Source organism: Prevotella sp. P2-180 (assembly GCF_002251435.1).
GTDB lineage: Bacteria > Bacteroidota > Bacteroidia > Bacteroidales > Bacteroidaceae > Prevotella.
In genome coordinates this window covers 1-13,650 of sequence record NZ_NPJI01000005.1, presented here as the reverse complement: position 1 = coordinate 13,650, position 13,650 = coordinate 1, and the positions used below count along the sequence as shown (strand labels likewise).

The 13,650-nt window shown below is 47.3% G+C and carries 9 protein-coding genes; 5 read left to right on the top strand and 4 right to left on the bottom strand.

The features are described from left to right. Positions 1-32: 32 nt before the first annotated feature. Together CIK98_RS00685 and CIK98_RS00680 are read left to right on the top strand one after the other, a co-directional pair. Positions 33-911 carry a carbon-nitrogen hydrolase gene (locus tag CIK98_RS00685; RefSeq protein WP_094382379.1) on the top strand — a complete coding sequence of 293 codons (879 nt, stop codon included), beginning with the start codon at positions 33-35 and terminating at the stop codon, positions 909-911. A gap of 26 nt (positions 912-937) precedes the next feature. After that, a complete protein-coding gene (locus CIK98_RS00680; RefSeq protein ID WP_094382378.1) occupies positions 938-3,130 on the top strand; it encodes a glutamine synthetase III in 2,193 nt (730 codons plus the stop codon). 94 nt (positions 3,131-3,224) lie between these two features. Here the strand turns inward: CIK98_RS00680 and CIK98_RS00675 are convergent, their stop codons facing one another. From CIK98_RS00675 to ilvC, 3 genes are all read right to left on the bottom strand, one after another. Continuing rightward, positions 3,225-5,063: a hypothetical protein gene (locus tag CIK98_RS00675; RefSeq protein ID WP_094382377.1), complete on the bottom strand. Its 1,839-nt coding sequence runs from the start codon at positions 5,061-5,063 to the stop codon at positions 3,225-3,227. Between the two features lie 258 nt (positions 5,064-5,321). Next, a complete protein-coding gene (locus CIK98_RS00670; protein WP_094382376.1) occupies positions 5,322-7,178 on the bottom strand; it encodes a hypothetical protein in 1,857 nt (618 codons plus the stop codon). A gap of 315 nt (positions 7,179-7,493) precedes the next feature. After that, positions 7,494-8,543: a ketol-acid reductoisomerase gene (gene ilvC / locus CIK98_RS00665; RefSeq protein ID WP_094382375.1), complete on the bottom strand. Its 1,050-nt coding sequence runs from the start codon at positions 8,541-8,543 to the stop codon at positions 7,494-7,496. A 479-nt stretch (positions 8,544-9,022) separates the two neighbouring features. Between ilvC and CIK98_RS00660 the strand changes: the two genes are divergently transcribed. From CIK98_RS00660 to CIK98_RS00650, 3 genes are read left to right on the top strand one after another with little or no spacing between them, the layout of a single operon-like run. Next, entirely contained in the window at positions 9,023-10,405 is a 1,383-nt protein-coding gene (locus CIK98_RS00660) for a TolC family protein (RefSeq protein WP_253249596.1), read from the top strand. Positions 10,406-10,407: 2 nt separating this feature from the next. Beyond that, on the top strand, positions 10,408-11,436 hold the full coding sequence (locus CIK98_RS00655) for an HlyD family secretion protein (RefSeq protein WP_094382373.1): 1,029 nt from the start codon (positions 10,408-10,410) through the stop codon (positions 11,434-11,436). 6 nt (positions 11,437-11,442) lie between these two features. Then, positions 11,443-13,068 carry a hypothetical protein gene (locus tag CIK98_RS00650; protein WP_094382372.1) on the top strand — a complete coding sequence of 542 codons (1,626 nt, stop codon included), beginning with the start codon at positions 11,443-11,445 and terminating at the stop codon, positions 13,066-13,068. A gap of 318 nt (positions 13,069-13,386) precedes the next feature. Here the strand turns inward: CIK98_RS00650 and CIK98_RS18855 are convergent, their stop codons facing one another. Next, positions 13,387-13,509 (bottom strand): hypothetical protein, encoded by a 123-nt coding sequence (locus CIK98_RS18855; protein ID WP_256387746.1) that lies wholly within the window; start codon positions 13,507-13,509, stop codon positions 13,387-13,389. Between the last annotated feature and the right edge of the window lie 141 nt (positions 13,510-13,650).

Genomic DNA, 13,650 nt, shown 5'->3' with positions numbered 1-13,650 from the left:
CATTCTTCATTTAAAAACATTCTTCATTTAATATGAAAATCGGATTCCTTCAGCTACATAATACAGCTGATAAAAAAAGAAACATTCTAAGACTCGCGGAAGGTGTGGCTGACCTCGCTCGACGCGGGGCGGAACTAGTAGTACTGCAAGAACTGCACAACACACTGTACTTCTGCCAAGAAGAAAACACCGACAACTTCGACCTGGCGGAACCTATACCAGGACCGTCGACAAACATGTTCGGCGAAATAGCAAGACAGTGTGGAGTCGTAATCGTTATGTCGCTGTTCGAACGACGGGCGGCTGGTCTTTACCACAACACTGCCGTGGTGATAGAACGCGACGGTAGCATTGCGGGAAAATACCGGAAGATGCATATCCCCGACGACCCGGCATACTATGAGAAATTCTATTTCACTCCCGGCGACCTCGGTTTCCACACCATCAACACCAGCGTGGGACGACTCGGAGTGATGGTGTGCTGGGACCAGTGGTATCCCGAGGCTGCTCGTCTCATGGCTCTCGACGGTGCCGACCTGCTCATCTATCCCACTGCCATCGGCTACGAGACTTCAGACACTCCTGAGGAACAGCAGCGACAGCGAAGGGCATGGCAGACTGTACAGCGTGGACATGCAGTGGCTAACGGACTGCCTGTGGTGGCTGTTAACCGCGTAGGACACGAGCCAGACCCCTCCGGACGCACTCGAGGCATACAGTTCTGGGGCACTTCCTTCGTGGCTGGACCTCAAGGTGAAATTCTCTACGAGGCGTCAGACACCGAAGAGGAGAGCATCGTTATCGAGATCGACATCGCCCACAGCGAACAGGTAAGACGCTGGTGGCCGTTCCTGCGCGACCGCCGCATAGACGACTACGGAGAAATCACGAAGAGGTTCAGGAGGAATTAAAAACTTCAAACAACAAAAAAGAATATATGTCAGAAAACTTAAGATTCAGAGTCGTGGAAGAGGCTTTCAAAAAGAAAGCAGTGGAAGTGGCGGCACCGAAGGAAAGACCATCGGAATACTTCGCCAAATACGTCTTCACACGACAAAAAATGTACAAGTACCTGCCTGCCGACGTCTACGAGCGACTCATCGACGTCATCGACCATGGCACACGTCTCGACCGGTCCATTGCCGACGCAGTGGCTGAGGGCATGAAACAATGGGCAATGGAAATGGGAGTGACTCACTACACTCACTGGTTTCAGCCTCTCACCGAAGGCACTGCCGAAAAGCACGACGCATTCGTGGAACACGACGGCAAGGGGGGCATGGTGGAGAAATTCAGCGGCAAGCTGCTTGTCCAGCAGGAACCAGACGCTTCGTCGTTCCCTAACGGCGGTATAAGAAACACATTCGAGGCACGTGGATACTCGGCATGGGACCCTACGTCGCCTGTGTTCATCATCGACGACACACTATGTATTCCCACCATATTCATTGCATACACCGGCGAGGCTCTCGACTACAAGGCTCCGCTGCTGCGAGCACTGCATGCCGTGGACAAGGCGGCTACAAGCGTCTGCCAACTCTTCTATCCTGAAGTGAAAAAGGTGACTTGCAACCTCGGATGGGAACAGGAATACTTCCTCGTAGACGAGGGACTCTACTCTGCCCGACCTGACCTCATGCTCACTGGACGTACTCTCATGGGACACGAGAGCGCGAAAAACCAACAGATGGACGACCACTACTTCGGTACCATTCCCGACCGCGTACAGGCCTTCATGAAAGACCTCGAGATACAGGCTCTCGAACTGGGCATACCATGCAAGACCCGCCACAACGAGGTGGCTCCAAACCAGTTTGAGCTGGCTCCTATCTACGAGGAGTGTAACCTCGCTGTCGACCATAACATGCTGCTCATGTCGCTCATGAAAAAGGTGGCAAGGAAACATGGGTTCCGCGTGCTGCTGCACGAAAAGCCTTTCGACGGCATCAATGGTTCGGGAAAACACAACAACTGGAGCCTGCTTGCCGACAACGGCACTCTGCTACACGCCCCCGGAAAGTCACCGGAGGAAAACCTGCGCTTCGTGACCTTCATCGTGGAGACTCTCATGGCAGTATACCGCCACAACGGACTGCTCAAGGCTTCTATCATGAGTGCCACCAACGCCCACCGTCTCGGCGGCAACGAGGCTCCTCCTGCCATCATCTCGTCATTCCTGGGCAAGCAGCTCAGCGAACTGCTCGACCATATTGAGAAGGCCGACAAAGACGAGCTGTTCAACCTTAAGGGTAAACAGGGCATGGAACTTGACATTCCGCAGATTCCGGAACTCATAATCGACAACACCGACCGCAACCGCACCTCTCCTTTCGCCTTCACCGGCAACCGCTTCGAGTTCCGCGCCATTGGTTCCGAGGCTAACAGTGCCTCTGCCATGATCTCGCTCAACGCTGCCGTGGCTGAAGCCCTCAACAGTTTCCGCCAGCGTGTAGACAGGCTGTGCGAAAAGGGAGAAGACAAGATGAGCGCAATCATCGACGTGCTGCGCGACGACATCAAGACTTGCAAGCCTATACGCTTCGACGGCAATGGCTACAGCGAGGAATGGGTGGAGGAAGCAAGCCGAAGAGGTCTCGACACCGAGTCGTCGTGCCCTGTGGTGTTTGAGCGGTATCTCGACAGCCAGAGCATAGACATGTTTGAGTCTACTAAGGTGATGAACAGAAAGGAACTGGAGGCTCGCAACGAGGTGAAATGGGAGACTTACGTGAAGAAGGTGCAGATAGAGGCACGAGTGCTCGGCGACCTTTCCATGAACCATATCATACCTGTGTCTACCCACTACCAAAGCCAGCTCATACGCAACGTGCAGTCGATGAAGGCCATCTTCGACCCTGTCAAGGCCGACCGCCTCAGTGCCCGAAACCTGAAGCTCATCGAGGAGATAGCCGAGCGCACCGAACGCATAGAGGCTCTCGTGGAGGATCTCACCTCTGCACGACGCATCGCCAACCGCATCGACGACATCCACTCCCGTGCCATCAGCTATCACGACACCGTGGAACCGAAGATGGAGTCCATACGCCACGAGATAGACAGTCTCGAAATGATTGTAGAAGACGGCTTATGGACACTCCCGAAATATCGTGAACTACTATTCATCAGGTAAGTTTTCTACCCTCCACCCTCAAAAAAAATTGCTGCGCCATATCTCTATAGCGCAGCAATTTTTTTTTCAATATTCAATATTCAATATTCAATTTTCAATACCATTCTATTTTTTCGTCCTGTACCCACTTTCCGAAGTCAGGATATTGTGTTTCTATATCTACTCTCTCGTCACACCAATTGTAAGTTGGCTTCACACCAATCTTGCTTGGCACTCGTCCACGCTTAGCCTCAAGATCCAGCCATGAGCCGTTCTTCTGTACGCGCACCGGTATGGCGTTGGCATTCGAATATTGTATGTCGAGCACGAATTTCACAGGATTTCTTTCCACGCTATTGTTTTTCGTGTTCACCATTACGTTAGTGTCCACTCCAAACTCATGGTGTACTTCTTGTCCACCAACTGTCAGCGGCAGAGTACCTCCGGCTGCCTGCAGAATGATGGTGGTCTTGCCCTCTGGATGGTTCAGAATCACGTCGAACACAACGTCGTTGAAGTCGAAGTCACCCTTCTCGTCCACTGTCAAGTCTTCTGCGATAACTCGGATATTTGGTTCAGGAGTTGGGTCAGGAGTCTCACCTGTGAATCCCGGATTACATTCACTGCTTTCAATGCTAAATGAAGGCAATTTACCGTTTGTATATATATTGTTTTCAGAACATCCTCCTTTGAAGTCGATGTAAGGATAGTCACCAGAATAACCTTGAGAAAAATGTGTATCAGCCACTATATACAGATTGTTGCCGTATGTTACTTCGTAACCCTGATTGTCTTTGCCTTTTACAATATCCTTAGCCTGGAACACAGCATATCCAGACGTTGGACCATATATTCCGTAGTTAGCTTTTGCTGCATCAAGTGTAGCAGTTCCCTCCACTTTGAAGAGAGCATTTGCACCCATATAGATATAGAAAGGTCCTTCAGCTTTAAACGAGCCAACAACACAACTTGCATTACCATCCATACGGAAACAGTTTTGACCAGCATTGTCGCCGAGGTTGAAGTAGAACTCACCAGTAACCGTCATACTACAGTTGTTTACCACCTCGCTGCTTCCTGCCTGATAAGTGTAAGTCGCAGTGGTATATTTTCCATTGTTAACCCAAATATTATCATTGCTGTTAACAGTAGTCTTGCCACTAATTGTTGCAGTACCATTGTTTTGGAACTTAGAAGAGCCCGCTGTATATAGTTCTGAAGCTGATAAATCTCCATCATTAACAAGTTTTGTATCTGCATTGTTGAGAGTAACTTTACCTGTTTTGATTGTACCACGGTTGTATATCAAGCTATTTCCATTGGGAAGGACATTTGCAGCCTCAATTGTTCCATGGTTATAGATGTTGCAACTATTAGGTATAAAATCACCATCAGTCACAATCTTTGCACCTTCAGCAATATAGAAATTGCAACCATTTTGGAAATTTTTAGCATCATCTGCCTTCAGCTTCAATGTCGCACCTTTAACTAAATAGATGGTTGTGTTTGCTGCTACATAAAAATAACCATTGGTCAAATCAACATTTCCTTTAATGTAAACAGTTCCAGGTTCTGTATGGTCATCAACCCATGTACCCTGAATTTGGATACTCTGACCAGAGAAACTCTCGTCAATATAGCTAAATAATTTTCCATACACATACTTTTCTACCCCCTCTGGCACATCATCAAGGAACTTGTCACTGCTTGCGTCACTTGGGAATGTGTAGGACGATGTAATGGCTCTTGTTGAGAAGCCAAAGGATTTCGTGTCAACAGTGCCAAAACCCCATGTCTGTGTAGGCGAGGGCTCTCCGAAACGCTTTACAAAGGCATATTCATAATTTGCCTGATCTATCTGAGCCTCCGTCCATGTCTCCATTTGGTGGCTACAGCTGGTCATGCCGGCTATTATTGCTGCGGCTGCCAATCCTTGGGTGATAATTTTGTTCATATCTCTTTATGTATTATTTATTTTTGATTTTTATTTGCATGTTTATTATTTCTGCAAAAATACGAAAAATATCGTAACCTGCTTACTATCAGCCCCTATTTTTAAAATAAATTAATACTTTTAACACAATATCCATCTATTCTGCATATCTTTTTATCTTCAAAACAGAAACGCCCCTCCCACATTCATCTACAATTCGGGCCGTATATGGCATTTACAGCACATATACGGCCCAAACTATTTTTTACCTATATTATATTATTTCCACCAATTAGTAGGTGTGGTATTCTGTACCCACTGAGCAAAGCTTGGATACTTGGTCGCGATATCCTGACGCTCTGAACACCAGTTGTAGTCAACACCAACACAAATCTTACTTGCCACCTTGCCCTTAAGAGCTTCGAGCTCTATCCAATTGCCATCTTTCTGAACCATAACCTTAATCTTGTTAGGATCCTTGTCGAATGTGCCATTAAGCTCAAAAGGCACAGGATCCTTTGTTACACCACCGGTATTAACCATTGTAGTCACTGGAACACCAAACTTTTCATGGACTTCCACACCACCTACTTGAAGTGGAAGTGTACCGCCGGCAGCCCGCAGGATGATGGTAGTCTTGCCTGCTGGATAGTCAAACTTAATGTCAAACACAACATCGTTGAAGTCGAAGTCGTTGCCCTCGTCACTTACAGTAAGGTCCTCGGCAATCACTCTCACGTCAGCTTCAGGAGTTGGGTCAGGAGTCTCACCTGTGAATCCCGGATTACATTCACTGCTTTCAATGCTAAATGAAGGCAATTTACCGTTTGTATATATATTGTTTTCAGAACATCCTCCTTTGAAGTCGATGTAAGGATAGTCACCAGAATAACCTTGAGAAAAATGTGTATCAGCCACTATATACAGATTGTTGCCGTATGTTACTTCGTAACCCTGATTGTCTTTGCCTTTTACAATATCCTTAGCCTGGAACACAGCATATCCAGACGTTGGACCATATATTCCGTAGTTAGCTTTTGCTGCATCAAGTGTAGCAGTTCCCTCCACTTTGAAGAGAGCATTTGCACCCATATAGATATAGAAAGGTCCTTCAGCTTTAAACGAGCCAACAACACAACTTGCATTACCATCCATACGGAAACAGTTTTGACCAGCATTGTCGCCGAGGTTGAAGTAGAACTCACCAGTAACCGTCATACTACAGTTGTTTACCACCTCGCTGCTTCCTGCCTGATAAGTGTAAGTCGCAGTGGTATATTTTCCATTGTTAACCCAAATATTATCATTGCTGTTAACAGTAGTCTTGCCACTAATTGTTGCAGTACCATTGTTTTGGAACTTAGAAGAGCCCGCTGTATATAGTTCTGAAGCTGATAAATCTCCATCATTAACAAGTTTTGTATCTGCATTGTTGAGAGTAACTTTACCTGTTTTGATTGTACCACGGTTGTATATCAAGCTATTTCCATTGGGAAGGACATTTGCAGCCTCAATTGTTCCATGGTTATAGATGTTGCAACTATTAGGTATAAAATCACCATCAGTCACAATCTTTGCACCTTCAGCAATATAGAAATTGCAACCATTTTGGAAATTTTTAGCATCATCTGCCTTCAGCTTCAATGTCGCACCTTTAACTAAATAGATGGTTGTGTTTGCTGCTACATAAAAATAACCATTGGTCAAATCAACATTTCCTTTAATGTAAACAGTTCCAGGTTCTGTATGGTCATCAACCCATGTACCCTGAATTTGGATACTCTGACCAGAGAAACTCTCGTCAATATAGCTAAATAATTTTCCATACACATACTTTTCTACCCCCTCTGGCACATCATCAAGGAACTTGTCACTGCTTGCGTCACTTGGGAATGTGTAGGACGATGAAATGGCTCTTGTTGAGAAGCCAAAGGATTTCGTGTCAACAGTGCCAAAGCCCCATGTCTGATCCTTTGCAGGCTGACCGAAACGGGCGATGAATGCTTTCTCGTACTTTGCCAGAGCTAAATCGCTGGCCGACATAGGTTCAATCTCATTGCTCGAACATGAGCTAATGGTCATTGCGGCACCTGCTACTATCGTCAGCATTGTGCCAAGTTTGAAAAATGGGTTCATTGTATTTTTAATTGTTTAATATTTTGTATATGGATTGCTAACTGTTTAAACTTAACAATATTTCCTACGCGGCAAATATACACATTTTTATAATACCAAGTTCAAAATAATGAAGAAATATTTAAAAAATGGCAAAATAATACCAGTATTTCCCTATTGAAGGATAAAATATGCAAAGTCAACATAAAGATAAGTTGGAAATCGAATCCCGCACAATTCTTCATCGAACTATGCGGGATATAATAAATTATCCAAAAACTATATGCTTTAAAGAAACAAATGTATTTCTTTGTGTAGTAACAAGACGGGGAGTTATTAGTCCTCGCTGTTCTCTGGACGCAACTTGCGAACGGTCTCTGCGGCACGCCACATCTCCATGTTGCGCATAGCCTCGAGCTCCTTGTTCAGTCCGTCGCGATAGTCGGGCTTTGAGTTGCTGTCGATAGATATCTGTGCCTCGTTGCCGGTCTTCACTGAGTAGTAAAGCCACTGCATCACTGGCTTGATGGCCTCGCGGAAACGGGGAGCCCAGTCGAGTGCACCACGCTGTGCTGTGGTTGAGCAGTTGGCGTACATCCAGTCCATACCCTTCTGTGCAAACAGAGGCATAAGGCTCTGTGTCAGCTCCTCAACAGTCTCGTTGAATGCCTCAGAAGGAGAGTGTCCGTTTTCGCGGAGCACCTCATACTGTGCTTCGAGCAGACCCTCGATGGCACCCATCAGCGAACCGCGCTCGCCGGTGAGGTCTGAAGTGGCCTCGCGCTGGAATGTGGTCTTGAACAAATAACCGGCACCGATACCGATACCGAAGGCGATGGTCTTCTCCTCTGCCTTGCCGGAAGCGTCCTGGTAAACGGCATAAGAGCAGTTGAGTCCGCGGCCCTCGCAGAACATGGTGCGGAGGCTGGTGCCTGAACCCTTAGGAGCCACCATAATAACGTCGATGTCTGATGGAGGCACTACGCCGGTGCGGTCGCTCCAGTTGATGGCAAAACCGTGAGAGTAGTAAAGGGTCTTGCCCGGTGTGAGATATTTCTTGATTGTTGGCCAAGCCTGAATCTGACCTGCGTCTGAGAGGAGCATACAGATGATGGTACCCTTCTCAGCAGCCTCTTCAATAGAGAAAAGCGTCTTTCCAGGAACCCATCCGTCGGCCACGGCCTTGTCGTAGGTCTTTCCTGCACGCTGTCCTACGATTACATTGAATCCATTGTCGCGGAGGTTGCAAGCCTGGCCGGGACCCTGAATACCGTAACCGATAACGGCGATTGTTTCATTCTTCAATACTTCGTGAGCTTTCTCCAAAGAAAATTCCTTGCTGGTGACTACAGTTTCGATAACGCCACCAAAATTCATTTCTGCCATAATTGTTTTTATTATTTAAAGATGTTATTAATATCCCTATGAACCATGCCTGCCTTATCCAAAAGCGGTCGTCTTGTCGGTCCATTCATGTCCTTCCCGAGGCCACGACAAGGGGGTTAATTGTTTTTTGCGGCTGCAAAAGTATAAAATTAAAACGAAACTACCAAATTTACTTTCACTTTTTTACCTTTTTAACCAACGTTATGTTAATCTATATTAAATCAGTACAGCACAAGGTCTTCATTTAGGAATATATTAGTAATTTTGCACTGGATTTCTAAATCAATAGTGCTCGAATTTCGACTTTCATCTTTATTGATTCCCTGATGTGGTCGTCAGTAGCGCATTGTGGCAGGCGCGGTTCTGTCCGGACTCTATGTTCATTATTAGTATTTCCGAGGGAATATGAAAAAGATAACTGTAAAAGGATAAACAATAATGAACAATATTATTTCTATTTTTAATTCATGAACAAATTTATGGCTTATTTTGCTTCGGCTGTTTCACTGATAGCCGGAGTGGCTTTTTGTGTGCCTGTATGTGCACAAGAAAGGGCAGTACAGGCAATGACGCTCTCGACTCTTTTCGACCTTGCCGACCGGCAGAGCCAGAAGGTGAGGGTGAGCCTGACGGCACTGCAGGCTGCCGACGAAGGGGTGGAAGCCGCCAAATCGGCTTTACTGCCTTATGTGGGCTTGAGTCTTCAAGGCAGTTATACGGGCAACGCATTCATGCTCTCAAGGGGCTTTTCGGCTAATGGGACCACCGACTACATCGTGCCGGGAACGGGGGTTGTACCCGTGGCTAACGGCAAACAGGACACTCCACACTGGGGAAACAGCTTTACGGCCCAGGTGTCGCAGGTGTTGTATGCCGGAGGTGCCATTCGGTCGGGCATCAGAATGGCGGAACTGGGCAAGGAAATGGCGGAACTCGACGTGGAGAAGAATCGTCAAGAGATTCGCTTCCTCCTTACGGGATATTATCTTGACCTCTGTAAACTGAATAATCAGATTGAGGTGGTTAACCTGAATATCGCACTGACGCAGAAGGTAATAGAACAGATGAAAGCACGACGTGCGGAAGGGACGGTGCTGCAGAACGACATCACCCGCTATGAGTATCAGTTACAGAGTCTTGAACTCACACTGTCAAAGCTCACCGATGCTTTTACCATCATCAATCATCAGATGGTCACCACGCTTCACTTGCCGGAGCATACGGTTGTCGCTCCCGACAAAATGGAGCTGGACACTGAAATAAATGCTCTCTCGGCAATAGCCGCACAGCAGACATGGCAGCAGACTGCAGCCGACAACAACCTTGGCATACGGCAGGCTACAGTGGCCACAAACCTGGCTGAACAGAAAGTGAAGCTGGTCAAAGCTGAATCGTTGCCTTCGATAGCTGTCGTGGCGGAAAACCAGCTGTATGGACCATACACGCAAGACCTCATCCCGAAAGACTGTAATGTGAACGTGTGGTTTGTGGGCATAGGTGTAAAATTCAATCTTGGCAGTCTGTGGAAAAACAAACACAATATCCGAAAGGCACGTATCGACTACCGCCAGTCGCAGGAAACACTCGCCTTGGCACATGAGGAGGTGGAGAATGGGGTACAGGCTAACTACACCAACCTGTTGACTTCCTACACCGAGGTGAAGACTCAGCAGAAGCAAGTGGAACTTGCCAACCAGAATTACGCAGTGGTGCAAAACCGCTATCAAAACGAGCTGGCGCTCCTCACCGATATGGTAGATGCCTCAAATATGAAGCTGTCTGCCGAAATGGCTCTGGTCAACGCCCGCATCGCCATGCTTTATAATTTCTTTAAACTCAAATACGTAACAAGTACTTTATAAAAATGGAAAAAAACAAGATACACGTTTATTTATTTAATGCATTCATCATTATTTGTCTTTTGGGCGGAGCTGTATATGTGTTCTGCCAGTTCATGCACTTCGGCAGCGGGGAATACACCGACAATGCCCGTGTCCGCCAGAATGTAGTGCCACAGAACTGCCGTGTGCAAGGTTTTATACGCGAGGTGCGCTTTACCGATTTTCAGCAGGTAAAGAAGGGTGACACTCTCGTTGTCATCGAGGACGCTGAATTCCGTCTGCGACTGGCTCAGGCCGAGTCCGACCTCCTACGTGCCGAACAAGGCTCGAGGGGTACGGCAAGCAGCATCCAGACCACAAAGACTAGCATTACCGTTACAGAAGCGGGCATCGAATCGGCTCGTGTGCAGATGGAGAATGCCATGCGTGAGGACAGCCGTTTCAAAAACCTGCTCAGCCAGGATGCCGTCACGCCGCAACAGTACGACAAGGTCCATACGGCTTATCTAAGCGCCAAGGCTGCCTACGAGCAGGCGGTCCGTTCCCGCAAGATGCAGTCGGCTGTCGTAACCGAACAGGGACATCATCTTTCAGCTTCCGAACAAGGCATAGAACTGGCACGCCGGGCTGTCGACCTTGCCCGCCTGAACCTTTCTTATTGCTACATCATTGCCACTTGCGACGGCACCGTAGGCACTAAGGACATTCATGCAGGACAGCTTGTCAATCCGGGACAGACATTGGTAAGCATTGTCGACAAGAATGAACGGTGGATTGAGGCCAACTACAAGGAGAGCCAGCTGCCGCATATCAAGGTGGGCGACAAGGTGGAGATTACTGCCGATGCCGTGCCGGACGTGGAATATTCGGGAACGGTGGAACGTATCTCCAACGCCACAGGCAGTGCCTTCTCACTCATTCCCATCGACAATGCCACCGGCAATTTCGTGAAAGTGGAGCAGCGTGTTACTGTGCGCGTCAAGCTCGACGCAAGCGGTGATGTCGACAAGTTAAAGGGTGGTTATAATGTGGAATGTACCATAAAGGAGTAGAGGCAGATGGGACAACTTACAGAATTCTTTATGAAGAGCCCCGGCGGTCCGCCACCAAACAGCGGCTTCACCATGCCTATGATGAAAGGATGGGTGCCACGTCGCATCCAGCCCTGGATATACGTGCTGACCGCCCTTTGCTTTCAGTTCAGCGGAGGTGTTTATCTTGGCGCGTTGGACAGCATCCGCGGCACCACCAACCTCATGATTGAAGACGTGCTCTTCCTGCTTTATTCCACACTCGCAGGCATGGCTGTCTATTTCCCCATGCTCTTCCGCATGAAGTTCCGGTTCACCAATCAGCAGTTGCTTTGCTGTTCAGCCGGCATTCTATGCGTGTGCAACCTGTTGACTATGTATTGTCAGTCGATGCCAATACTCGCAGTGGCATGTTTCATAGCCGGAATGGCAAAGATACAAGGCACGTTCGAGTGTATGAGCAATATCCAGCTGTGGATTACCCCCCGACGTGATTTTGCGGTATTCTTCCCCGTGCTCCACATCATCCTGCTCACGGCCATTGAAGGCAGCGGATGGCTTGCCGCCTGGTTCGCCCATCATTTCAGCTGGCAGATGATGCACGTCTTTACCATAGCCACCATGTCGTTTGTGCTGCTCACGCAAGTCGTCCTCTGCCGTCCGTTCTGTCCCATGCCCCACCGGCTGTCGCTAAAGGGAATGGACTTCCAGGGAGGCATTGTCGTCTGCGGGCTGACGCTGGTGTTGTCATACATCGTGGTGTATGGCGACTATCTCATGTGGTTAGACTCATTGCGCATACGCATCCTGACAGGTATTGCCATTATGCTTTTCGGCATCATGCTCTACCGTCTGCATACCTACCGTTACCCATACGTCGAACTCAGTCTGTTCACACGCCGCAATGTTGTACCCATTCTCATTGTAACTTTCTTCGCCGAACTAGCTTTCGGTGCTGAACACACGATGGAAGAGATACTCTACAGTGAAGTCATACGGTTGGAGGAGCTGACTAAGGAGTCTCAGTATATGTGGGTACTTCTCGGCATGTACGTCGGCATTCTGTTGGATCTCTATTGGCTGAAAGTCATGAAATGGAAGATATGGAAACTCTTCGGCATAGCTTTTATCAGCATTACGTTCTATGCGATGTTGATGTACTTCACGCTCGACATGAATGTCAATATCGAGCAATACCGGCTCGCCATATTCTTGCGTGGTTTTGCCTATGCCATCCTTTCCCCGGCATTGATGTGGGCCTTAAACGAGTCCGTACCCAGTCTTGAACAGTTTTTCATGGGATTGTTCGTGTTCAACATCCTGCACATGTATTTTGCGGGAGCGGCGGGTTATGGCATATACACCACCATCTTCTCTCATTTCATGAACGAGAACATGATGAGTTACGGTCATCATCTTACCCTCACCCGCCTGGACATTCCCCGCTTTGATATAGGCGGTTACATCGCCCACGACTACCTTCATTCCATGATGATGGTGACGATCAAGCAAGTGTACGGATATGTCATATGGTTTTCCCTGGCCCTAGCCGCCCTCTTCCTTCTATGCGACATCCCCGCCGTCCGCACAAACATCCGGAAAGTCCCCCGCTGGTCAGTCTACGCCATCGATTATCTAGCGAAGAAAAAGTAAAAAAAAGTGAACTTTAAAAAAGTAAAACTTTTAAAAAGTGAACTTTAAAAAGTAGACTTTAAAGATTAAAAGGTAAAACCTTAAAGAGACCGGACGAATAGAAGAACAAAAGGATTAAAGAATTAAAAAATTAAAGAATTAAAGACCCTATACCGGTGTGCTTGCAGTTTGCGCAGGCTCTTTAATTCTTTAATTTTTTAATCTTTAATTCTTTAATCTTTCAGACCTGTCCCCACCTGCACCTCACACTCAAAGACACAAAAAAAGGACGAGCCATCGACCCGTCCATTCTTCTCCGTCTTGTTCAAAAATAAAATGCTATGTGTCTTGCGCCACTTGAACCCCAATGGCATTGGCAATAGCAGCTTCAACAGCATTGTATATTTCAGTTTCCGATGTTTCAATAGATACAATCAGCGAATACTTGATGCGATTATCCACGTTATGCAATTTTCTAGGGTGTCCAGTTAACGGTTCCAAATTCAGATAGTTTTTCTGAATATTTTGGTTCGTTCTGTAACCCAGTTTGTGGACATGTTCTTGGCAGCCCAAGTATCAATGTCCTTAAGTTTAACATTCACT